Below are 22,204 nucleotides of genomic sequence, written 5' to 3'. Positions count from 1 at the left end.
TTTGCGGGGGGGCGGCCCCCGGGGTTGGGGGGGTGGGGGGGGGGGGGCCGGGCCCCCCCCCCCCCCCCCCCACCGGGTACGGCACGCCTCGGCGCCGACGGTCAGCCGAGCCGGGTGTCGGCGTAGGCGACCATCGCGTCACGCTGGTAGACCGCGAGCCCGTCGGCGATCCTGTCGAAGTTCTCCCGGAACCGCGGGTCGTCGACGTAGGTCTGGCCCAGCCCCTTGTACGCGGCGGCGTTCGGCGTCCAGAAGCGGCAGACGCCCTGGTAGTGGAGGTGCGTCTCGGCCTGCACCGCGGGGTCGGTGACCGGGGTACCGGCCACCATGAACTCCGCGAAACGGATCATCTGCGCCGTCACCTCGCGCTGCCAGCGCTCGGTGTCGTCGGGCGTCATCGTCTCGACGGCCTGCCGGGACTCCTCCCAGGCCTCCGGCCACCTCTCCCGCACCTCCGCCTCGGTCTCGGTGTCGGTGTGCTCGAAGCCCTCGAACAGGTTCTCCGGGCGGTTGATCCTCGCCATGGTGGTGTCCTCGTTCTCCTCCAGTTCGGCGATGGTGCGGCCGACCGTGCGGGCCAGCGTCTCCAGCCGGTCGCGCTCGGTGAGCAGGCGCCGGTGGTGCTCGCGGAGCACCGCCACCCGGTCGGCCTGGCTGTCCAGGACCGCCTGGATCTCGCGCAGCCCCAGGCCCAGCTCCCGCATGAGCAGGATCTGCTGGAGACGCAGCAGGTCGGCCTCCTCGTACTGGCGGTGCCCGTTGACGCCGATCCCCGCGGGCGGCAACAGGCCGATCTCGTCGTAGTGCCGCAACGTCCGGGACGTCACCCCGGACATCCGGGCCACGTCCGCGATCGACCAGGTCATGGCCGTGCCTCCCATCGCCGGGCCGGTCTTTCCGGCCACACCGAGGACACTAGAAGTTGACGTTACGGCAACCGCAAGCCGCGACGTGGGCGCTGAAACCTTTCCCTCCCCGAGGCCCTCCCGGAAGCCCCCCCCCGGGAAGCCCCCTCCCCCGATGCCGCGCCCCGGCAGCCCCAGGCCGGACGCCGCGTTCGGCGTCGAGGAGGTGCGTCGCCCTCCTCGTGCGGGCCGGGGGCAAGGGGGTGCTGACCGTCCCCGCCGCGCCCTCGCGGGCTGCTTCGCGCCGGGTTCCCGTACGGGGGCGTGGGGAGGATAGTCGGAAGCCGACGGCCTGCCGCGCACAGGGCCCGGCATGTCTCCCCTGGAGGTGTCCCGCTGTGACCACCACCCCCTCACCGGCGCGCGCCGGTGTGGCTCCCGGCGGTCTGCCGCTGCTCGGCCACGCCTGGCAACTCCACTCCCGGCCCTTGGAGTTCCTCTCGTCGCTGCCGGCCCACGGGGACCTCGTACGGATCGGGATGGGGCCCTGGCCGGCGTATGTCGTCTGCCGCCCGGACGCGGCGCACCAGATGCTCACCGACTCGCGGACCTTCGACAAGGGCGGCCCGTTCTTCGACAAGGCGCGGGTGCTGTTCGGCAGCAGTCTGCCGATGGCGGGCTGGCGTGAACACCGCTGGCAGCGCCGTCAGATGCAGCCCGCCTTCCAGCCCGGCCGTATCGAGGGGTACGGGGTGGTGATGGGCGAGGAGGTGGACCGGATGACCACCGCCTGGCGGCCCGGTCAACGGCTGGACGTCACCGCCGCGCTGACCACCCTGACCCTGCGCATCGTCACCCGCAGCGTGCTGGCCGCCGAGGCGGAGGACTCGGCGGTGGCCGAGGTGCTGGAGAGCCTGCACACCGTCATCGACGGCATCTACCAGAGGGTGATGCTGCCGCTCGGGCCGCTCTACCGGCTGCCCACCCGGAGCAACCGCCGCTACCGGCAGGCCTGTCGGCGGCTGCACCGCGCCATCGACGACATCATCGCCGCGCGGCGGGCGGCACCCGGTGAGCACGACCTGGTGTCGATGCTGCTGAACGCCCACGACGACGACACGGGCGAGCCGATGTCGGACACGGACATCCGCGACCAGCTGATGGTGATGATCGGCGCCGGTTTCGAGACCACGGCCAACACCCTCGCCTTCGCCCTGTGGTTGATCAGCCAGGACGCGAAGGTACGGGAGCAGGTGCACGCGGAGGTGGACGCCACCCTGGCGGGGCGCACGGCCACACCCGCCGATCTGGACGGTCTGGCCTACACCCAGCGCGTCATCCACGAGGTGATGCGCATGTATCCGGCGGGCTGGTTCTTCACCCGTGTCACCACGACCGACACCACTCTCGCCGGTCACCCCCTGCCCAAGGGCACCGCGCTCCTCTACAGCGCCTACCTCCTGCACCACCAGCCCGAGCTCTTCCCCGACCCGGAGCGTTTCGACCCGGACCGCTGGGCCGCCGACGAGGAAGCACTTCCCCGGGGGGCGCACGTGCCCTTCGGCGGGGGCAACCGCAAGTGCATCGGCGACCAGTTCGCGCTCACCGAGATGACGTTGGCGCTGGCCACGGTGTGCAGCCGCTGGGAGCTGACGCCCGATCCCGGGGCGACCCTGCACGTTCGGGTGCGCGGCACGCTGGGGCCGGGCCCGCTCGACATGACGTGCACACCCCGCTCCGCCCCGCCCGGTTCAGCCTGAGCGAGGGCGGGTCGGCCGCTCCCACAGCCGGGACACATGGGTGTGGAGAACGTCCTGGGCCTGGCGCGCGGTGAGGTGGCCGACGAGGACGTGTGCGGTGAGCCCGTCGGCGAGCGCCAGCAGCGCGCGGGCCTCGTGCTGGGGGTCCAGGGGCTGGAAGGCGAGGGACTGCACGGCCGGGGGCGGGGAGGCGGGGGGCTGGGGGGCTGAGGGATGGGAGGCGGGGGGCTGGGGGGCTGAGGGATGGGAGGCGGGGGCCTGGGGGGCTGAGGGCTGGGCGTCGACGGGTTCCCCGAGCCCGCCGCTCTCGTCGGCCTCCTCGATGAGCCGGGCGAACACCTCGTGCAGGGACGCGTAGCTGGCCTTCAGTGTGTCGGCCAGCGCCTCGTTCACGGCCGCCTGGGCGACGAACGCGAGCCACACCCGGGCCTCGGCACGGTGTTCCGGCGCCAGCAGGGAGACCTCGCCGACCGCGTGGCCCAGCGCGGTCGCGGCCGACTGGGCCGGACTCGCGACGAGACGGGCCCGTACGCGCGCGGTGATCCGCTCACCGACCACGCCCAGGGCGAAGACCAGCATCTCCTCCTTGGTGCGGAAGCAGCGCTGGACCGCCCCCATCGACACCTCCGCGCGGGCGGCGACATCGCGCAGGGTCACCCCCTCCAGCCCGCGCTCGTCGGCGAGCCGGCATACGGCGTCGGCGATGAGTCGGCGCCGTTCCTCGTGGTCCACCTGCTTGGGCATCCCGTCCGCCTCCCTGGGCCGTGTTCACCGCGCTCCTCGCGCTCCTCGCGCCGAGGCGGCCACTTTATTCGATGCACTCGCATCGGTAAGCAGGATATGGTTCCGATGCAAGCGCATCGGAACAAGGGCGGGAGAGTGCGAACCATGCGGGACGCGTTGTGGCGCAGGCCGGCGACGGCACAGGCGGCGGCCGTACGGAGCGGGGAGGTGTCGGCCGTCGACCTGGTCGAGAGCCATCTGGAGCGCATCGCCGCGGTCAATCCGCAGGTGAACGCCGTCACCCAGCTCCTGGCCGACCGCGCCCGCGAGAGCGCGGAGCGGACCGACCGCAGGCGTGCGGCGGGGCAGGTTCTCGGGCCGCTCGCGGGCGTGCCGTTCACGGTGAAGGAGTCCACACCCATCGAGGGCGTGCCGACCACCTTCGGCGTGCCACGCTTCCGCGATCTGGTCGCCCCGGCCGACGCACCCCCGGTGGCCCGGCTGCGTGCCGCGGGCGCCGTCCCCATCGGGCACAGCAACATGCCCACCCTGATCCTGGCCGGGATGCACACCCGCAGCGAGCTGTTCGGTGACACGCTCAACCCGTGGGACCACGAGCGGACGCCCGGCGGCACCAGCGGGGGCGACGCGGTGGCCGTGGCCACGGGGATGGCGGCGATCGGGCTGGGCAACGACTCCGGCGGATCGATCCGTGTCCCCGCCCAGTTCTGCGGCGTGGCGGGGCTCAAGCCGACCCCCGGACGCTTTCCCGCCGACCATCGCGTCCTGGGGCCGGACGACCCGGGCCCGGCCTCCCAGATGCTGGTCACCGACGGACCGCTGGCCCGGAGCGTGGCCGATCTGCGCCTGGCCTACGAGGTGCTGGCCGGCACCGATCCCCGGGACCCGCGTGCCGTTCCGGTGCCCGCGTACGGCGCCCCGCTGCCCGGTGCCGTGAAGGTGGCGGTCGTCGCGGACCCCGGCGGCCGCGGCGTCCACCCCGCGGTCGCGGCGGCGCTCCAGCGGGCGGCCGACGCGCTCCGCGACGCCGGGTACGACGTGTGCGACGTGGCGGACGTGCCACGGCTGGACGAGACCCTCGAAGCGTACGACCGGATCACCGTGACCGAGTTCGCCCCCAACTGGCCCGTGGTGCGCACCCTTCTGGGCGACGGCGGCCACCGCTACATCGAGATGGCGATGGAGCGGACGCCGCCCGCCACCGGCGCGGACGAGGTCATGCGGCTCATGGGCACGTGGATGAACATCCGCCGCTCCTGGGCGGAGTTCCTCGACACGTACCCGCTCGTGCTCGGTCCGTCGTTCACCGAGCCGCCGGTCGAGCCGGGTCTCGAGTCGCGCGACAGGGCGGGCCGGGACCGGGTCGCCTCGGCGATGCGCCTGTGCACGGCGACGAGTTTCGTGGGCGTACCGGCCGTGGCCGTGCCGACCGGGCTGACCGACGGGCTGCCCTGCGGGGTGCAGATCATCGGGCGCCCCTTCCGCGAGGACCTGTGCCTGGACGCGGCCCAGGCGGTCGAGGACCGGCTCGGGGTGCTGACGCCGGTGGATCCCCGGCCGGCCCGGTAGGGGCGCCGACGATCTGGGGGCGCCGGTCCGCAGCCGTCGAGGGGTGGCGCGGGCCGGACCGTGCGGGGGGGCGGCCGCTCGGCCCGCGACGGGACCACTGCGGCCGGTCCACCACCCGCCGACAGCGGGGCGGTAAGCCCGTCGCCCGGGGGTACTCGTTCTAGGCTTCACCCACCCGGTGCCGGCCCGGCCGCCGCCCCCGACCCCAGGAGTGCCCCCGTGTTCGACCCTGTGCTGGACAACCCGTACCCCGACAGCGGGCGCATCGACGACGTGCCCGCACCGCACGAGTTGCTGGGGCCGGTGCTGGGCTTCATCGGCACCTGGCACGGCCGGGGCCAGGGGGCGTATCCGACGATCGACGGGGAGTTCTCCTACGCGCAGGAAGTCGTCTTCAGCCACGACGGGCGCCCCTTCCTGCGGTACGAGGCGCGGGCCTGGCTGCTCGGGGTCGACGACGCGCCGCTGCGCCCCTCGGCGCGGGAGAGCGGCTGGTGGCGGCTCCAGGCGGACGGCCGCGTGGAGGCGTTGATCACCCAGCCGACCGGTATCGCGGAGATCGCGGTCGGCCACGCGGGCGAGAACACCGTCGACCTCTCGGCCGACCAGGTGGCCCTCACCCCGACAGCCAAGGAGGTGACCGCGACCCGGCGCCGCTACACGCTCACCGGCGACGACACCCTCACCTTCGTCCACGACCTGGCCGCGGTCGGCCAACCGCTCCAGCACCACCTCTCGGCACGCCTACGGCGCACGGCATAGCCGCGCCCCGGCCGCCCGCTCGTAAGCTGGCCCGTATGGACAGAGACCCGCACGACGTCGACGCATGGCCCCAGGGGCGCAACCCGCACCGCCGGAGCGTCGGCGTGCTCGGCTGGTCGCTGCTGCTCCTGCTGCTGCTCGCGCTGTTCCTCTTCGGGCCGCGCTGACGCCCCGCCGCACCGCGCGCAAAGCCGCGCCGGGGCGTAACGCCCGGCGCGGCTCCGGAGACGTCGGACCTGCGGCCGGTCCCAGCCGCACGACCGGCTCCCCCGCCAACTCCCGTCGCCCGGGGGAGCCGTCGTCTCCCCTTCCGCTTCGACGGCGGTCAGTTGTGCCCGAACTTCCGTGACTGCTTGTGGGAGGGCTCCTGCGGGACCGGGTGCATCGCCTCCCGTACCGCGGGCGACCCCGTCGACTCCTTCGTCTCCGCCGTCGCGGCGCGCTCGTGTCCGCCGGTGCGGGCGCCACGGTTCTGCCGGGTCTGCTTCTTACCCACGACGTTGCCTCCTTCAAGGACCGCGGAGGGTGAACCCCACCAGGCTCGCACATACGTACGAAGATCGCATTACAGGCATATCGGGCGGCAGGTGCGTGCCCCCTGGGCCTTCCGGCCGCCCTGCGCAGAGATCCGGTCGGTGCTCGCACCGCAGGGGCGGCGGGTGGCCCCGCAGGCCCGGCGAGCTGATGGGCGGGGGAGCCGGCTCGGCGGCGCGTCTGGCGGGCTCCACACGGTTCCGGCCAAGGGGCCGGTGTGCCCAACTGCCGGTTCGGGACGGTCATTTCAGCCAGCGAGCCCTCCCCAAGGCCTCACGCTCCGCGTCATTGCGCAATCCCTAAACTGCGGGATTACGCCTCGCCTGGAAGCCCCCTAGCGTGGCGGAGACGGCACTCGCCCCCCTCTCCCGACCACCTGCCCCCCACTTCCCCGTAGCGGCACGTCCACGCCACGGGGGACGGTACGCGCGGTCCGCGCACGAACAGGCCACCACCGTGCACGCATCGTCAACGCATTCCCCCGCCGTCGCCCCTTGAATGAGGCGTCAGCCGACCGGAAGCCACCCGAAGGGCAGGCAGTTGAGCACCCCATCCTCCTTTCCCGCCCCGTCACCGCCCCCGTCCTCCTCCGCGCCTCCCGCGCCACCCGAAACGGGCACCGGGCACGTGGACACCTTCGTGCAGGACCACTTACCGCCCCCCGCCCTCCAGCCGGACACCCTGCTCGACCTGCCCACGCTGCGCTTCCCGCCCCGGCTCAACTGCGCGACGGAGCTTCTCGACGGCCCCGTCGGCGCGGCCGACCGCTCGGGCCGTCTCGCGGTGCTCTCGCCGCACGGGGTGCGCTGGACCTACGCGGAACTCCACGCCACCGTCTCCCGCATCGCCCACGTCCTCACCGAGGACATGGGCCTGGTGCCGGGCAACCGGGTGCTGCTGCGGGGCACCAACACCCCGATGACGGTGGCCATCTGGCTGGCCGTGGTGCGGGCCGGCGGGGTGGTGGTGGCCACCATGCCGCTGCTGCGCGCCAAGGAACTCGCGTACGTCATCGACAAGGCACGCATCACCCACGCGCTGTGCGAGTCCGCCCTCAGTGCCGAACTGGAGGCGGCGCGCACGGACGGGAGCGCGCCGCGGACGATGTACTACCCGGGCGCGACGCCGGACGACACGGACCCGGGCGCGACGCGGGACGGCACGGACCCGGGCGCGGGCGCCGGCCTCGAAGAGGCCATGGCCCGCCACCCCGGCCGGTTCTCCCCCGCGGACACCGCCGCCACCGATCCCTGCCTGATCGCCTTCACCTCCGGCACCACGGGGATGCCGAAGGCGACCGTGCACTCCCACCGTGACGTGATGGCGGTGTGCCGCTCCTTCCCCCAGCACACGCTGCGGGCCACCAGCGACGACCGCTTCATCGGCACCCCCTCCCTGGCGTTCACCTACGGCCTCGGCGGGCTGCTGCTCTTCCCCCTGCACATCGGCGCCTCCGTCGTCCTGCTCGACCGGGCTTCACCCCGCCACCTCGCCCGGGCGATCGACGAGTTCCGGGCCACGGTCTGCTTCAGCGGCCCGACCGCGTACCGGGCGATGTGCATGGACCCCGCCCCGTACCGACTGTCCTCGCTGCGCGAATGCGTCTCGGCGGGGGAACCGCTGCCACCCGTCACCCGCAAGATGTGGAAGCAGCGCACCGGCCACGACCTGATCGACGGGCTGGGCTCCACCGAGATGCTGCACATCTTCATCGCGATGCGCGGGGACGAGGCCGCCACCCGGCCCGGCGCGCTCGGACGCCCGGTGCCCGGCTACCTCGCCGCGGTCGTCGACGACGCCGGGCGCCCCCTGCCGTACGGGGAGGTCGGCGCGCTGGCCGTCAAGGGGCCGACGGGCTGCCGCTACCTGGACGACGCGCGGCAGGCGGACTACGTACGCAACGGCTGGAACCTCACCGGCGACGCCTGCTGGGCCGACAAGGACGGCTATCTGCACTACCACGCCCGCCTCGACGACATGATCGTGTCGGCCGGATACAACATCTCGCCCGTCGAGGTCGAAGCCACCCTCCTGACCCATCCGGCCGTGAAGGAGTGCGCGGCGGTCGCCGCGCCGGACGACGAGCGCGGGGCGGTGGTGCGGGCCCACGTCGTGCTCGCGGAGGGGCACACCCCCTCGCCCGAACTCGTTCTGGAACTCCAGCGGTTCGCCAAGGCCGAGATGGCGCCCTACAAGTATCCGCGCCTCATCACGTTCTGCGCCGAACTCCCCCGGGCCGGCACCGGCAAGATCCAGCGTTTCCGTCTGCGCGGCGCCGACGGCGGCTCCGCTCCGTCGGCCGAGCGGGAAGGAGCGAGTGGTGACGCCGCCTCCCTCTGAAGCCGGCGCGGCCGGCTTCACCCAGCGCAAGCGCGTCTTCTTCCACCACTGCGATCCGGCGGGCATCGTCTTCTACCCGCAGTATCTGCTCCTCATCAACGAGGTGCTCCAGGACTGGTTCGAGACGGGGCTGGAGGTCGGCTACGCGGGACTGTTCGCCGAGCGGCGGATCGGCATTCCCACCGTCCGCCTGGAATGCGACTTCCTCGCGCCGAGCCGGCTCGGCGACGCGCTGGACATCACGCTCACCGTCGAACGCATCGGCACGTCCTCGTTCGAGCTGCGCTACGCCTGTACCGGGGCGCCGGGCCAGGACGTGCGCGCCCGCATCCGCGCGGTGCTGGTGACCACGTCGCTCGAAGGGCACGGCCCGATCCCCATCCCCCAGGACATCCGTACAGCGATGGAGCGATACACATGACGACCGACCGCAGGGACTCCGCCGCCGACCTCATCGGCCTGATCGAGACCGACGGCCTCGGCGCGGGCAACTTCTTCCGGCTGGCGGCGGCCGCGAGCGAGACGGCCGAGACCGTGATCGAACTCGACCTGCCCTATCGCGCTCCCACCGGGACCCGCCACGACCGGCTCACCCTGGCGGCGCTCGACGAGTTCACCGACCGGGTGGCCGCCGGGTACTACGCCGACGGCATCCGCCCCAAGGACCCGGTGGCCGTCTATGTGGCCGAGAGCGTGCGCTATCTCGTGCACTACATCGCGCTGACGAAGATCGGCGCCATTCCGGTGTTCGTGAACAGTTCGCTCCCCTCCGAGACCGCGGCGCGGTTCGTCGAGCACGTCGGGGCGGCGGCCGTGGTCACCGACCCCGAGCGGCTCGCCGAGGACCGGTTACCGATCACGTACTACACCGAGGAGCCGTACGGTCAGGGGGCCTACAAGCTCTTCACCCACGAGGACGACGACCCGGTGCTGATCGCCCACACCTCGGGGACCACCGGCATCCCCAAGGCCGTGCAGTTCAACCACAAGGGGTTCTTCTTCGGCGTCCGGCAGCAGATCCGGGCCGACCTCGGCACCCGAATCCTCTCGGCCCTGCCGCAGAGCCACGCGTCCGCGATCTCGGTGCTGATGTCGGCGGTCGCCCGGCGGGCCACCACGCTGCTCGCGACCCGCCGCGGTCCCGAGGAGATCGCCCTCGCCATCCAGGAGTTCCGCCCGCACCTGGTGGCGGGCTTCCCGAAGACCTTCGTCGACCTGTGCCGCGTCGATCTCGACGCCTACGACCTGTCCTCGGTCGCCCGGTGGATGTCCACCGGCGACGCCAACCACGAACGGCACATACGCAAGCTGGTGGCGCGCGGCAACCACGTCGACCGGGACGGGAACCCGCGGCCCGGTTCGCTGTTCATCGACAACTTCGGCTCCTCCGAGTTCGGTTTCGCCATGTTCCGTACGGTGCACACGCCGACCAGCGACCGCTACCAGCGGTGCATCGGCCGCCCGTTCGCCTGGGTGGAGGTCCAGATCTTCGACGCGGACGACGAGCCCGTGGCGGACGGGACGGTGGGCCGCCTCGCCCTCAAGTCGCCCACGATCACCGGGGGTTACTGGAACAACAGCCTGCTCAGCGAGAAGAACCGGATCCAGGGCTACTGGCTCACCGGTGATCTCGCCTACCGCGGCGAGGACGGCCTCTGCTACCACGTCGACCGGACCACCGACCGCATCAGCACCGCGCACGGCGTCCTCTACAGCGCCCAGACCGAGGAGCTGATACTGCGCCACTTCCCCGGTCTCGTCGACTGCTCGGTCGTGGGTGTCGACAGCGGTGAGGGCGACGACCGCCAGGTGCCCGTGCTCAGTATCGACGTGCCGTCCTCGGAGGAGGAACTGGCGGACCTGCGCTCACGGGTCAACGCCCTGCTCGCGGAGCGCGGCTGGCCGCTGGTGGCGAAGGTCCTCGTCAAGGGCGCCGAGGAACACGTGGGCGTCACGGGGAAGGCGCTGAAGCGCAGTATGCGCGTGGCCTTCGCGGACACCGAAGGCTGACGGCCCCGCCGGGCTCCCTCGGCGGAAGCCGCTGACCTCTGCCCCGCCCACGGGCGGGTAGGCCCGTGGGGCGGGGTCAGCGGTCCCGCTCCGCGAACACCTCGCGGGCGGCGGCGATCCCGTTGAGCGCCGCCGGGAACCCGGCGTAGCCGGCCATCTGCGTGATGACCTCGACGACCTCCTCGCGGGTGCCGCCGACGTTGAGGAAGCCGTGGATGTGCACGCGCAGCTGCGGGGCGACCGTGCCGAGGGCGGTGCACATCGCGACGGTGGCCAGCTCACGGGACTTCAGGTCGAGGCCGGGGCGGGAGTAGACGTCGCCGAACGCGAACTCGATGATGTACCGCCCGAGGTCGGGGGCGATGTCCTGGAGCGAGGCGACGACGGCCTCCCCGGCGTGGCCGTCGACCTCCGCGAGCTTGGCGAGGCCCCGCTCGTAGCGCTGCCCGCGCTCGCCGGTGGCGACCGGTTCGTGGGCGAGTCCGGGCCGGTCGCGGAACGCCTCGCGGGCCACCGCGATGCCGTTGAGCGCCGCGGGCACCCCCACGTACACGGCGGTGTGGATGAGCACCTCCACCACCTCGGCCGGGGTGACGCCCACGTTCAGCGCGCCGTCGATGTGGAAGCGCAGCTGGGGAGCGGCCGTGCCCATCGCGGCCAGTGCGGCGACGGTGGCGAGCTCGCGCTGCTCCAGGGTGAGCCGGTCGTTCGCCAGGAGCTCCCCGTAGCCGAAGGAGACGGTCATCCGGCCGAGGTCGGGGGCGATGTCCGCGAGGCTGTCGGGCACGGCGGGCCGCTCCTGGCCGCCGACCTTCCGCAGCAGCGCCAGGCCGCGCTCGAAGCGCTCGTCGGCGGGCCCGGCGGCGGTGGTGGAAGGGGCGGGGGACGCGGCTTCGGAGTTCTGTGCGCTGTTCATATGCACGAAACTAGGGGTTGGAGCGCACTCCAGCGCAAGCGGACCGCGCCCGGCGCGGAAAAGTGGCGCCACGGCCCGGCCGCGGCCGACCGGGGCGGCGCCGGTACACAGGTGAGGAAGAGCAGCACATGGCAGACGAGATTCCGACGGGCGGACGGTATGTGGAGCTGTCCCCGCCCGTCCCGAGGACCACGGCCGGCACGGTCGAGGTGTGGGAGTTCTTCTGGTACGGGGACCCGCACTCGTACGCCATCGAGCCGTCCGTGCGCCGCTGGGCGGGACGGCAGAGCGGGGTGACGTTCGTCCGTGTGCCGGCGCCCTTCGGCGGCCCGTGGGACGCGCACGCGCGGCTGCACTTCGCGCTGGAGGCCCTGGGGCACGCGGACACGGAGACGATGCGGGCCGTCCACGAGGCCGTCCAGCGCGAGGGGAGGCGGCTGGCCGAGCCCGAGGAGCAGGCGGACTTCGTGGCCGGGCTCGGCGTCGACCGCGCCCGCTACCTCGCGGTCCTCGACTCCTTCGGCCTGAAGGGGCAGTTGGCCGCCGTCAAGGCGCAGGCGCGCAGGGCGGGCGTCCAGACCGTCCCCGCCTTCCTCGTCAACGGCACGTACCGGACGGACCTCAGGACGGCGGGCAGCCCCGCGGAGCTGGTGCGGGTGGTGGAGGGGCTCGTGGCGATGGTACGCGGCCGGTAGCCGGTGCGCCCGGCCTTCTCGACCGCCGGCAGGACCGGTCCGGCAAGAGCGCGGAACACGACACCAGCCGTGCGGTATCGGACAAATACCCTCCGCCCCCGTCAGCGATCCGTGTTGTTCCTCGGGAAGTTGCCAACCGGTCACCCTGCGTACTCCTAGAGTCTGGGGGTCCCACCCCGTACGCACAGGGAGCGGAGTCTTGGACTCGTTGCGTCACCTCACCGCCCACCTCGGTCTCGACCTCACGGCGATATGCCTGCTGACCTTCGCGATCTACTACCCGAGACACCGGCGGCGCGACCTCGTACCCGCGTATCTCGCTCTGAACGTGGCCCTGTTCACCATCGTCGCGGCCCTCGCCGAAGTCGGTGGCAGCGGCGGCATGGCGCTCGGGTTCGGTCTCTTCGGCGTCCTGTCGATCATCAGGCTGCGCTCCGACGCCGTCCAGCACGAGGAGGTGGCGTACTACTTCACCACGCTCGTCCTGGGGCTCCTGTGCGGGCTGCCGCACCTGGGGTTCTGGCTCGCGGCCACGCTGAGCGCCGTCCTCCTGCTGGTCGTCTACACCGCGGACCACCCCAGGCTGCTGTCGGGGGTACGCCGCTCGGTGGTCACCCTCGACGCGGTGCACGGCGACCCCGCCGCGCTCCGCGCGGACCTCGCGCGCCGGTTGGGCGAGCCGCTGCACTGGACGGTGATGGAGATCGACTTCGTACGCGACCTGATGGTCGTCGACGTCCGCTACCGCGAACCGGGCGTCGGCGCCGCCCGCCGGGGCGCCGGGACCGCGCACCGCCCCGAGACCCTTGTGGACGCCGTATGAGCACCGACACCTTCCTGCCGGCTCCGACGGCGGCCGTCCGGGCCATCGACGAAGCCGCCCACCGGGCCGCGCCCGTCTCGCTCGCCGAACTCAACGAGCGGTCCGCCCTGCTCGCCCGCTTCGACCGCAGCTACCTCGTGCCCGCCGCGACCTTCCTGCGGGTGATCGGCCACCTCACTCGGTCCTCCCCCGGCGGCGAGCCGTTCCGGGCCCTGACCATCGACGGCCGCCGCGCCTTCCGGTACCACTCCGTCTACTTCGACACCCCGGAACTGCGCTCCTTTCACGACCACCGCCAGGGCCGCCGCTGCCGCTTCAAGATCCGCGAGCGCCTCTACGCGGACAGCGGGGAGCGGCAGTTCGAGATCAAGCTCAAGGGCGGCCGCGGCGACACCGTCAAGTACCGCGTCCCCCTGACCGGTGATCAGACCCCGCTGGACGACACACCCCGGGCGTTCCTCGCGGACACCCTGCACCGCGCGTACGGCATCGCGCCGCCGCCGGTGCTGCGGTCCTCGCTCAGCACGGACTACCTCCGTTCGACGTTCGTGGCCGACGGGCAGCGCATCACCTGCGACGCCGGGCTGGTCTGCGTCGACCTGCGCACCGGGAGCCGGGTACGGTGCGACGGCGGCCTCGTCCTGGTCGAGACGAAGTCGGCCGACCACCTGACCGAGGCGGACCGCCTGCTCCATGCCCACCGGGTGCGGCCCGCCGTCTTCACCAAGTACTGCGGCGCCCTCGCCGTGCTGCGCCCCTCCCTGCCCGCCAACCGCTGGCGCCGGGCGGCCCGCCGGACCTTCGTCACCGACGGGGCGCACGCTCCCTAGCGGACGGCCGACGGCGCGGCCGCGAAGGGGCGCCGGAAGAACCTCCGGGGCGTTGGCCGGGCGGCCGGGTCTCGCTGGGTGGAGCTGAGCACCCCGTGACGGCAGAGGCCGGCCGGTGACACCGTGCTCCCGCGTCGTCGCGGGGGTGTCACCGGCCGGCCCGGTCACTCACGCGGGGAGTCAGCGCCCCGCACGCGTGCGAGGGGCTCCCCTACGGGGGTGTCACATGGGGTCGATGCCGCCACTGCCCATCTGGTCGGTCTGCCTGCTCTCCTCCTGCAGCCGGCGCGCCTTCTGCTTCAGCCGGTCACGCTCGGCCGGGTCGCTGGCGCGCTCGGCGGCCTGCTCCAGCTGCTCCGCCTTCTGGCGCATCTGCCGGGCACGGCCACCGGTCTCGTCTGCGATGCTCATGATCACTCCTGAGTTCTTGGGGGGGGAGCGGACGCCACCAGAGAATCAGCGCTGCGCACCCCGCGCATCCGGAACGCTCACGCACCGCTATCGCCGCAGGACAGGCCACTCGTCCGGCGCCGAACGGGATGCCCGGCGGGTCCTGGCGTGCTCTGCTGTCCGTGGGTACGGGCCGTCACCATGGCGGCGGGGAGGGGCGGGAACCCCGTTTCGCGGAGGAGAACCCCATGGCGATTCTGATGCAGGTCGAGCTGCCGGGTGTGACGACGGACCAGTACGACGCCCTCCACGCCAAGCTCCGGGCTCTGCCCGGCAACCCCTTCGAGGGCTGTCTGGCCCACATCTGCGTCCAGACGGGCGGGGGTGTGCAGATCACCGACCTGTGGGAGTCCGAGCAGGCCATGCAGAAGTTCATGTCGATCGTGACCCCGCTCGCGGCCGAGACCGACCTGCCCCAGGGCCCGGAACCGAAGGTCGCGCGCGTACACAACCACTACGTGGCCGCCGACGCTTAGGGGCGGCCCGCGCCGCGCGGGACCCGGCCCGCACCGTCCTGGTGGCGGCCGACGTGCTCCCGGCGGGACGGGCCGGCCATCCGTCACAGCATGGCCAGATGCGCCTCCACATACGGGACCGCCACCGACTCCGCCGGATGGGCCGCGCCCAGCATCGGATGGACGTTGACCTCGAACACCGCGCCGCCGTTCTCGACGGCGAGGTCGACGCCGCCGAAGCGCAGCCCCACGGCCTTGGTGGCGGCGACCGCCAGCTCGCAGAGGTCCACCGGCAGGTCGTCCACCGGCATCGGGGTGCAGGCCGCGCCCTGGGCCTCGTTGCAGGGCTCGTCCGGGCGGCCCTGGACGTGTTCGCACGCCTGCACCGCGCGCCCGTCGAGCACGGACACGCGGAACTGGTGGCGTTGCCCGGCGGCGTTGAAGTTCCGGGCGTCCCGGGAGATCAGCCACGTCTGCTCCGTGTCGGCGAAGTGGGCGAGCGCCTGGAAGAGCTGCGCGAACGTGGTGATGTGCCGGACGTCGTCGCCACGGGTACCGAGTGCGGGCCGGGCCCAGACGTCCCGGCCGAGCCGGTCGAACGCGGCCGCCGCCACGTCCACGCTCGGCCGCTCCAGGGTCACGGTCTGCATGTGCGGGATGCCGTGCAGGGCGAACCGGGCCGTCGTCAGGTCCTTGTCGGTGGCCGCCCGCCACGCGTCGGCGTCCGTCCCGAGGGAGACCGTCCCGTGACGGGCCATCAGCCGCTGGAACGGTTCGAAGCGGCGGCGTTCGGGCGGCTGGACCTCGTAGACGAGGAGAACCGACGGGGTGACCACCAGGTGCTCCGTCGGCACTTCCAGACGTACGGCACGGTCCACGAAGCGCGTCCGGCCGGACCCGCCGGTCAGAAAGTGCCGTGCGTCGACCGGCACCGGCGGCCGTCCCGTCAGGAGCTCCACGGCGGCGGCCAGGGCGGCGCGGCTGCCCTCCGTCGAGCTGTGGTCGGTCATGAGAACGATCTCGCGGTCACTCATCCCGGCTTGGTCCCCTTGCCCCCTCGCGCCCGGCCGGGACGCGGCCCGCGACCGGTGCGAAGGATGAAGAACCTGCTGCGGTACTCGGACAGAAGCGTTCCCCGAATGTACGGAAGGGCCCGCCCCGGACCACAGTAGGCTTTCCGTCAACCTGGGAGCGGCCCGGCGCCCGCCCTCACCACGCGGGCCCGCGCCCCGCCCGGCCCCGGCCGGCGTTCGCTCCACCCCGTGTACGCCTCCGCGAGGTAGGTGGAGCCGGCCGTGGAGTCGACCACCGCGGCCAGCTCCCCGAGCTGGCGGCGGAGGTCGAAGTCGGTGGTGCCGGGGGCGCGGTGGAGCATCGTCGTCATCCAGTACGAGAAGTGCTGGGCGCGCCAGACGCGGTGCAGGGCGCGCGGCCCATATGTGTCGAGGGCCGCGCGGTCGCGGGTGGTCAGTGCCGTCTCCAGGGCTTCGGCGAGCAGCCGGACGTCGGCGAGCGCCAGGTTGAGGCCCTTGGCTCCGGTGGGCGGGACGGTGTGGCCGGCGTCGCCGGCCAGGAGCATGTTGCCGTGGCGCAGGGGCTCGCACACGAAGCTGCGGAAGCGCAGGAGCGAGCGGTCGGTGACGGGGCCCTCCTTGAGGGTGAAGCCGTCCGCGCCGCGCACCCGTTCCTGGAGCTCGGCCCAGATCCGGTCGTCCGTCCAGGCGGCCGGGTCCTCGTCGGGGTCGCACTGGAAGTACAGGCGCTGCACGGACTCCGTACGTTGGCTGATCAGGGCGAAGCCGCGTGGGGAGTGGGTGTAGACGAGTTCGGGGGCGCTGGGCGGGGCCTCGACGAGGACGCCGAACCAGGCGTAGGGGTACTCCCGGACGTAGTGGGTGCGCTCCGCCTCGGGCACCGCGGAGCGGCACACCCCGCGCGAGCCGTCGGCGCCGACCAGGACGTCGCAGCGTAATTCACGCGCCGCCCCGTCGGCGTCGGTGAACAGGATGCCCGGGCGTTCGGAGGTGAGGTCGACGACCCGGGTGCCACAGACGCCGAAGCGTACGTCTCCGCCGTCGCGGGCGCGGGCGTCGGCGAGGTCGGTGAACACCTCGGTCTGCGGATAGAGCCATACGCTCTCCCCGACCAGGGCGCGGAAGTCCACGCGGTGGCTCTCGCCGCCGAAGCGCAGCTCGATGCCGTCGTGCGGGCGCCCCTCGCGCCGCACCCGGTCGGACACCCCGGAGTCGGTCAGCAGCCGGACGTTGTCGGCCTCCAGGATGCCCGCGCGGCTGGTGCCCTCGATCTCGGCGCGGGTGCGGTGGTCGACCACCACCGAGTCGATGCCGGAGCGGGCGAGCAGGTGCGAGAGCATGAGTCCGGCCGGGCCGGCGCCGACGATGCCGACCTGGGTCCGGGTGACGGTGTCCGCCATGGCGCGTTCGTCCTTTCGCGTCGCGTGGGGCGTGGGGGCTGGACGGTCCGAAGGTTCCGTCCCTTCCGGTGGCCGTTCAGCGCTGGGCCAGGATGGCGTCGACCGTCTCCTCCAGTGTCTGGTCGGAGCTGTCGAACCACGTTCCCCGACCGGCGAGTTCACCGCGCAGCGCCGCGTCCAGGAACGACCAGTCGTCCGCCAGCACCTTGTCCCGCTCGACGACCCGGCGCGAGACGACCTCGGGCGCCGGGGCCAGGACGATCAGCCGTAGGGGGAGGTCCTTCAACTGCTCCCGATAGAAGTCCAGATGGGCCCGTCGGACCACCACGTCGTCGATCACCGGAACCACACCGGCGGCATGGAAACTGCGGGCCAGCACGGAGGCGTTACGGGCCCTCAGCAGCAGTTGGCGGTCCGCCTCCAGGTCCTGGCGGGGCGAGGGCGGGCGCCCGCCCGCGACGACGAGGTCCTGGAGGCGGTCGCCCTCGATGTGCGCGCCGAGCGGGAACCGGCGGGCGAGCGCCCCCGATACCGAACTCTTGCCGGACCCCGGGATGCCGATGACGAGAAACACCGCGGAGGCGGGGCCGGTGTCGACGGCCTGCCCCTGGAAGAACGTTTCCGGCACGTTTGCTCCGCTCCTCTGCACTGCTGTGGCGCTGTCGGCCCTCGGTCCGTACGACGGTCCGCATGGTACGCACCCCGCCGGTCGGGGCACCTGGATTTCCGTCCCGCGCGGGCCGGTCAACCGCGCCCGTACGCGCCCGGCTTGGGGCGTGCCACGACGTATCCGCGATGGACCAGGGCGCCGAGTGCGGCCCCCAGCAGGGGTGCGGTGAGGTAGGCCCACAGCGCGGTGGTGGTGCCCGAGACGGCGGCCGGGCCGAGCTGGCGGGCCGGGTTGGCCGCACCGCCGCTCACCGGGCCGAGCAGCGCGATGATCAGGCCGACCACCAGACCCACGGCGTACGGCATGGGCCGGGCGAGCCCGGGGTGGGCGACGAAGAAGCCGATCAGCAGGGCCACCGCCGCGAAGCTCGCCGCCTCCAGGACGAAGACCGCCAGGGAGGAGCGGCCGGGCCCCGGGCGGGCCAGTCCGTCGCTGAGGGCCGCCGACTGGAGCACCGGCCCCCACACCAGCCGGGCCAGCGCGGTCCCGGCCAGTCCTCCCGCCAACTGCCCGACGGCGTAAGGGAACACCGCCCTTCCGGGGAAGACGCGCATCAGCCACAGGGTCAGGCTCACGGCCGGGTTGAGGTGCGCCCCCGACCGGCGGCCCGCCGGGCTCAGGATCAGCCCCGCCAGCAGCACCGCGACCAGGGCCCCGACCACCCCCAGCGCGAGGCGCGGATCCGCGATGAAGAGGGGCGAGCCCGGATCGAGCAGCCACCGCACCGCGGTCACCACGACGAACATCATGGCCGCGGTGAGCGCGCACTCCACCGCCGCGCCCCGCCACGGCTCGTTCCCCGGGGCGAGCCGCGGCCCGTCCGGCGCCACCGCCCGCCCCGTCCCCGCTCCCCCGTCGGACACCGGTCCGTCCCCCTCGTCTCGGCCGACCCGCCCGCCGCCCCTGCGGGCGGCCATGGACAGGCGCAGGGTAGGGCCGCCCGCCCGCCGGAACGCGGCGAAGGGCCCAACCGGCCGCGAAATGACCGGGAACAGCGTCTTGCGGCGGGGCGGCGGCGGCTTCCCCGCGTTCCGGTACGGGTGGGGAATTCCCCGTCGCCTCCCGGCCATTGACGCGGGCATCCCGGAGTTCTACGGTTCTCCGAGTTCACGTCACCACATGAGGTTCATGCATGTGAACCTACGGCTCGCCCCAGAGCCTCGCTCCGAGCATCTGTCCCCCCACATGACAGGACGCCTCCCATGCGCATCCGCTCCCTGCTCATATACGTGACCGCCGCGACCACGGCCGGCGGCCTCGCCCTGCTCTCCCCCGCCGCCTCGGCCGCCACCACCGGCGCCCTCGCCGACCCGTCGGTCGCGCCCGGCGGCAACTTCGACCTCTCCGTGTGGCAGCTCCAGGAGCCGGTGGGCTCCCCCGGCTCGCCGACCACGATCCCGTCGTCCCGGCTCCAGGGGCCCAACGGCTTCCAGGACGCCTACTTCTCCACGGACACACGCGACGGCGCGATGACGTTCTGGGCGCCCGAGAAGGGCGTCACCACCCCCAACTCGCACTACGCCCGCTCCGAGCTGCGCGAGATGAACCGCGACGGCAGTTCCGCCAACTGGCCCCTGAGCGGCACCCACCGGCTCAGCGCGACCCTGCGCGTGGTGTCCGTGACATCGAACGTCTGCGTGGGCCAGATCCACCTCGGCACCGGCGGCTCCTCCACCAAACCGCTGCTGGAGCTGTACTACCGCGCCGGCGGCGACATCGTCCTCGGCACGGAGAACTCTCCGTCGGGCGGCCAGACCCTCCACACCGTGGGGCACGTCGCGGTCGGCAAGACGTGGAGCTACACGATCGGTGTGTCGGGCGGCCACACGATCGACCTCACCGTCAACGGCACGACGACGCACTACGCCATCCCGTCCTCGTTCAACGGCTACAAGCAGTACTTCAAGGCCGGTTCGTACAACCAGTCGTCCTCCGACAGCACCACCAGGGGCGCCCGCGTCGGCTTCTACAAGCTCACGGTCTCCCACGGCTGAGCACACGCCCCCTTCCCGCTTCGCTATGTTGTCCTGGTGCGGCGGATCGGGGAGTTCACCCTGGAACGGCGGCTCGGAGCCGGCGGGATGGGCGTGGTGTACCTCGCGTGCAGCCCGACCGGACGCCAGGTCGCGCTGAAGGTGATCCGGCCCGAGTACGCCGACGACCCGCACTTCCGGGCCCGCTTCCGGCGCGAGGTCGCGGCGGCCCGCAAGGTCAGCGGCGCGTTCACCGCCTCGGTGGTGGACGCGGCCCCTGACGGCGACCCGCCCTGGCTGGCCACCCAGTACGTACCGGCCGAGTCGCTGGCCGCGCGCGTCGGTTCGGGCGGTCCGCTGCCGGTGGCGGACATCGCCCGGCTGGCGGGTCAACTGGCCGAGGCGCTGCGCGACATCCACCGGCAGGGAATCGTGCACCGGGACCTGAAGCCCGGCAACGTCCTGCTCGCCGAGGACGGCGCCCGGGTGATCGACTTCGGCATCGCCAAGGCGGTGTCGGAGAGCCGGGCGCTGACCCACACCGGCGCGATGGTCGGCACTCCCGCGTTCATGGCGCCCGAGCAGCTGTGCGGGCCGCACCGCGTCTCCTGCGCCACCGACGTGTTCGCGCTGGGGTCCGTGCTGGCGTACGCGGCCCTCGGGCGCAGCCCGTTCGAGGACGCCGATGCGGCGGGCGCGGAGCCGATCGCCGCCGCCTTCGCCGTGGTGCACAAGGAGCCGGATCTGACCGGGCTGCCCCGGCCGTTGGGCGCGCTCGTCACTCGCTGCCTGGACAAGGAGCCCGGCCGGCGGCCCCGTCTGGACGAGGTGCTGTGCCTGGCCGCCCGGGCCGGGGCGGGCGGATGCGAGGAGAGCGGGGCGCTCCCGGCGCGCGGGCGGTGGCGCCGCACGGCGCCGGCTGTCCTCGCCGTGCTCGCCGCCCTGCTGGCCGGGGCCGACGCGCCGTCGTCCGCCGTGCTGCCGGGCGCTTCCGGCTGCGCCACCGGCCAGCGCGCCGTCGGCGAGGGCGCCGAGCGCACCTGCGTCGGCCTGCTCGCCGGCGCCTTCGCCCGGCCGGGTCCCCCGCAGGCCTCCGAGAGCGACCTGGCCCCGGTCCTGACGCTGATCCACGCCGAGAACCGTGAGGTCGTCGGGGCCTCCACCGGGCCGCACGCCCGGCCGTACGCCTCCGTCGTCTACCTCACGCCCATCACCGCCGCATACGACGGCACCAGCATGATGGCGAGCGTCCGGCACGATCTGGAGGGCGCCTATCTCGCCCAGCGCGAGGCCAACCGGGAGCCCGGCACGGGGCCGAGGATCCGAGTGCTGGTCGCCCAGACCGGCGGCAGCGCCGAGCAGCGCGCCTACGCGGTCGGACAGGTGCTCCACCGCCGGCGCGCCGAGCACATCGTGGCCGCCGTGGGACTGGGCGGCAGCACCGCCTCCAGCCAGGACATGGTCGGGCAGCTGACCGCCGCGGGGCTGCCCGCGTTCGGCTCGGTGCTCACCGCCGACTCCTGGGCCGGCACGCCCGGTCTCCTCCGGGTCGCGCCCGCCAACGCCGACCAGGCCGCGGCGGCCGTACGGTTCCTGTCGGCGAGGGGCCGCGCCGACGACCGGTTCCTGCTCGTCGAGGACGTCGCCGCGGGCGACCAGTACACCAGCACGCTCGCCACGCAGTTCCGCGCCCGGATGCCCGCCGAACGGCTGGCGGGCGCCCTGCTGTTCGACTCGGCCGCGCCCGACCCCACCGGCATCTTCCGCGGCCAGAGCGGCGAGCTGTGTGCCGCCCGGCCGGACGTCGTCTACTTCGCGGGCCGCGGCACCTCGCTGCCGGCGTTCCTGACCGCGCTCGCCGAACGGCCGTGCCGGGACCGCCCGTTGACGGTCCTGTCCGGCGACGACACCACGCAGGTGGTCCGCACGGACGGCTTCGGCCCGCGGGAACTGGCCGCGGCGCTGCGCACGGGCCGCGTCGACCTCGTCTACACCGGACTCGCGCACCCGGGGGCCTGGCGCGTGGCGCCGCACGCGTTCGCCCCGCGGGCCGTGGCCCCGTTCCGCGACGGCACGTTCGCCACCGCGTTCCCCGGCTCCCGTCTCGACGACGGGCGGGCGATCATGATGTACGACACGGTGCTGCTCGCCACCCGGGCGCTGCGCACCACCCCCGCGGTCTCCGACCCGACGGCCACCGACGTCCACCGGACGCTCGCCGCGCTGCGCGGCGGACCGCCGGTGGCGGGTGCGAGCGGCTGGGTCGCCGTCGACGGCGACGGCGGGCCCCGGGACAAGGCCATCCCGATCATCCGCATCGATCCGACCGGCCGCACCACCACCATCGCCGTCACCTCCGCCGACGGCCGCCCGTACACGCCCGACCGGCCGTGA

General features: G+C 73.2%; 22 protein-coding genes. 13 read left to right on the top strand and 9 right to left on the bottom strand.

From position 1 onward, the window contains the following. Positions 1–101 precede the first annotated feature (101 nt). Positions 102–866 (bottom strand): MerR family transcriptional regulator, encoded by a 765-nt coding sequence (locus ABZ404_RS25105; protein WP_358832077.1) that lies wholly within the window; start codon positions 864–866, stop codon positions 102–104. A 377-nt stretch (positions 867–1,243) separates the two neighbouring features. Between ABZ404_RS25105 and ABZ404_RS25100 the strand changes: the two genes are divergently transcribed. Then, entirely contained in the window at positions 1,244–2,605 is a 1,362-nt protein-coding gene (locus ABZ404_RS25100; protein WP_358832056.1) for a cytochrome P450, read from the top strand. Here ABZ404_RS25100 and ABZ404_RS25095 read toward each other — a convergent pair. Further along, a complete protein-coding gene (locus ABZ404_RS25095) occupies positions 2,597–3,349 on the bottom strand; it encodes a TetR family transcriptional regulator C-terminal domain-containing protein (RefSeq protein WP_358990891.1) in 753 nt (250 codons plus the stop codon). The genes ABZ404_RS25100 and ABZ404_RS25095 overlap by 9 nt on opposite strands. A 144-nt stretch (positions 3,350–3,493) precedes the next feature. Here ABZ404_RS25095 and ABZ404_RS25090 point away from each other — a divergent pair, with 144 nt between their 5' ends. From ABZ404_RS25090 to ABZ404_RS25080, 3 genes are all read left to right on the top strand, one after another. Beyond that, positions 3,494–4,918 carry an amidase gene (locus ABZ404_RS25090; RefSeq protein ID WP_358832058.1) on the top strand — a complete coding sequence of 475 codons (1,425 nt, stop codon included), beginning with the start codon at positions 3,494–3,496 and terminating at the stop codon, positions 4,916–4,918. A gap of 219 nt (positions 4,919–5,137) precedes the next feature. After that, complete coding sequence (locus tag ABZ404_RS25085; RefSeq protein ID WP_358832059.1) at positions 5,138–5,680, top strand: FABP family protein; 543 nt, start codon at positions 5,138–5,140, stop codon at positions 5,678–5,680. Positions 5,681–5,715: 35 nt separating this feature from the next. Next, entirely contained in the window at positions 5,716–5,847 is a 132-nt protein-coding gene (locus ABZ404_RS25080) for a hypothetical protein (protein ID WP_358832060.1), read from the top strand. A gap of 158 nt (positions 5,848–6,005) precedes the next feature. Here the strand turns inward: ABZ404_RS25080 and ABZ404_RS25075 are convergent, their stop codons facing one another. Next, positions 6,006–6,176: a hypothetical protein gene (locus ABZ404_RS25075; protein ID WP_358832061.1), complete on the bottom strand. Its 171-nt coding sequence runs from the start codon at positions 6,174–6,176 to the stop codon at positions 6,006–6,008. 665 nt (positions 6,177–6,841) lie between these two features. On the opposite strand from ABZ404_RS25075, the gene ABZ404_RS25070 reads away from it, so the two are divergent. Genes ABZ404_RS25070 through ABZ404_RS25060 form a run of 3 tightly spaced genes read left to right on the top strand, consistent with a single transcriptional unit; the run spans position 6,842 to position 10,564 of the window. Further along, entirely contained in the window at positions 6,842–8,554 is a 1,713-nt protein-coding gene (locus ABZ404_RS25070) for an AMP-binding protein (RefSeq protein WP_358832062.1), read from the top strand. Continuing rightward, positions 8,535–8,975: a thioesterase family protein gene (locus ABZ404_RS25065; RefSeq protein WP_358832063.1), complete on the top strand. Its 441-nt coding sequence runs from the start codon at positions 8,535–8,537 to the stop codon at positions 8,973–8,975. The genes ABZ404_RS25070 and ABZ404_RS25065 overlap by 20 nt, the downstream gene beginning before the upstream one ends. Next, on the top strand, positions 8,972–10,564 hold the full coding sequence (locus tag ABZ404_RS25060; RefSeq protein ID WP_358832064.1) for a class I adenylate-forming enzyme family protein: 1,593 nt from the start codon (positions 8,972–8,974) through the stop codon (positions 10,562–10,564). Before ABZ404_RS25065 ends, ABZ404_RS25060 begins: the two co-directional genes overlap by 4 nt. A gap of 76 nt (positions 10,565–10,640) precedes the next feature. Here ABZ404_RS25060 and ABZ404_RS25055 read toward each other — a convergent pair whose 3' ends face one another. Continuing rightward, on the bottom strand, positions 10,641–11,480 hold the full coding sequence (locus ABZ404_RS25055; protein WP_358832065.1) for a carboxymuconolactone decarboxylase family protein: 840 nt from the start codon (positions 11,478–11,480) through the stop codon (positions 10,641–10,643). 128 nt (positions 11,481–11,608) lie between these two features. Between ABZ404_RS25055 and ABZ404_RS25050 the strand changes: the two genes are divergently transcribed. The 3 genes from ABZ404_RS25050 (at position 11,609) to ABZ404_RS25040 (ending at position 13,828) form a co-directional block, all read left to right on the top strand. Then, positions 11,609–12,175 (top strand): thiol:disulfide interchange protein DsbA/DsbL, encoded by a 567-nt coding sequence (locus ABZ404_RS25050; protein WP_358832066.1) that lies wholly within the window; start codon positions 11,609–11,611, stop codon positions 12,173–12,175. 199 nt (positions 12,176–12,374) lie between these two features. Continuing rightward, positions 12,375–12,998, top strand: coding sequence for a DUF4956 domain-containing protein (locus tag ABZ404_RS25045; RefSeq protein ID WP_358832067.1), 624 nt, complete (start codon positions 12,375–12,377; stop codon positions 12,996–12,998). Next, on the top strand, positions 12,995–13,828 hold the full coding sequence (locus ABZ404_RS25040) for a polyphosphate polymerase domain-containing protein (protein WP_358832068.1): 834 nt from the start codon (positions 12,995–12,997) through the stop codon (positions 13,826–13,828). Before ABZ404_RS25045 ends, ABZ404_RS25040 begins: the two co-directional genes overlap by 4 nt. Before the next feature lie 222 nt (positions 13,829–14,050). On the opposite strand, the gene ABZ404_RS25035 is transcribed toward ABZ404_RS25040, so the two are convergent. Beyond that, on the bottom strand, positions 14,051–14,239 hold the full coding sequence (locus ABZ404_RS25035) for a DUF6381 family protein (RefSeq protein WP_358834478.1): 189 nt from the start codon (positions 14,237–14,239) through the stop codon (positions 14,051–14,053). Between the two features lie 227 nt (positions 14,240–14,466). On the opposite strand from ABZ404_RS25035, the gene ABZ404_RS25030 reads away from it, so the two are divergent. Continuing rightward, entirely contained in the window at positions 14,467–14,754 is a 288-nt protein-coding gene (locus tag ABZ404_RS25030; RefSeq protein ID WP_358834479.1) for a hypothetical protein, read from the top strand. An 83-nt stretch (positions 14,755–14,837) separates the two neighbouring features. Here the strand turns inward: ABZ404_RS25030 and ABZ404_RS25025 are convergent, their stop codons facing one another. The 4 genes from ABZ404_RS25025 to ABZ404_RS25010 all read right to left on the bottom strand — a co-directional run bounded on the left by ABZ404_RS25025 (position 14,838) and on the right by ABZ404_RS25010 (position 18,754). Next, positions 14,838–15,767 carry an alpha-L-glutamate ligase gene (locus tag ABZ404_RS25025; RefSeq protein WP_358834480.1) on the bottom strand — a complete coding sequence of 310 codons (930 nt, stop codon included), beginning with the start codon at positions 15,765–15,767 and terminating at the stop codon, positions 14,838–14,840. Positions 15,768–15,913: 146 nt separating this feature from the next. Next, positions 15,914–17,167 (bottom strand): 4-hydroxybenzoate 3-monooxygenase, encoded by a 1,254-nt coding sequence (locus ABZ404_RS25020; protein WP_358834481.1) that lies wholly within the window; start codon positions 17,165–17,167, stop codon positions 15,914–15,916. Between the two features lie 76 nt (positions 17,168–17,243). Further along, complete coding sequence (locus ABZ404_RS25015; RefSeq protein ID WP_358834482.1) at positions 17,244–17,795, bottom strand: AAA family ATPase; 552 nt, start codon at positions 17,793–17,795, stop codon at positions 17,244–17,246. A 116-nt stretch (positions 17,796–17,911) separates the two neighbouring features. Then, complete coding sequence (locus ABZ404_RS25010; protein WP_358834483.1) at positions 17,912–18,754, bottom strand: aquaporin; 843 nt, start codon at positions 18,752–18,754, stop codon at positions 17,912–17,914. A gap of 285 nt (positions 18,755–19,039) precedes the next feature. On the opposite strand from ABZ404_RS25010, the gene ABZ404_RS25005 reads away from it, so the two are divergent. Both ABZ404_RS25005 and ABZ404_RS25000 read left to right on the top strand, forming a co-directional pair. Then, complete coding sequence (locus tag ABZ404_RS25005; RefSeq protein ID WP_358834484.1) at positions 19,040–19,831, top strand: polysaccharide lyase family 7 protein; 792 nt, start codon at positions 19,040–19,042, stop codon at positions 19,829–19,831. A gap of 36 nt (positions 19,832–19,867) precedes the next feature. Next, entirely contained in the window at positions 19,868–22,204 is a 2,337-nt protein-coding gene (locus tag ABZ404_RS25000; RefSeq protein ID WP_358834485.1) for a protein kinase, read from the top strand.

The organism is Streptomyces sp. NPDC005878, assembly GCF_040629815.1.
Taxonomy (GTDB): Bacteria; Actinomycetota; Actinomycetes; order Streptomycetales; family Streptomycetaceae; genus Streptomyces.
The sequence above is the reverse complement of the archived record's forward strand: the minus strand, read 5'-3'. Positions and strand labels throughout refer to the sequence as shown.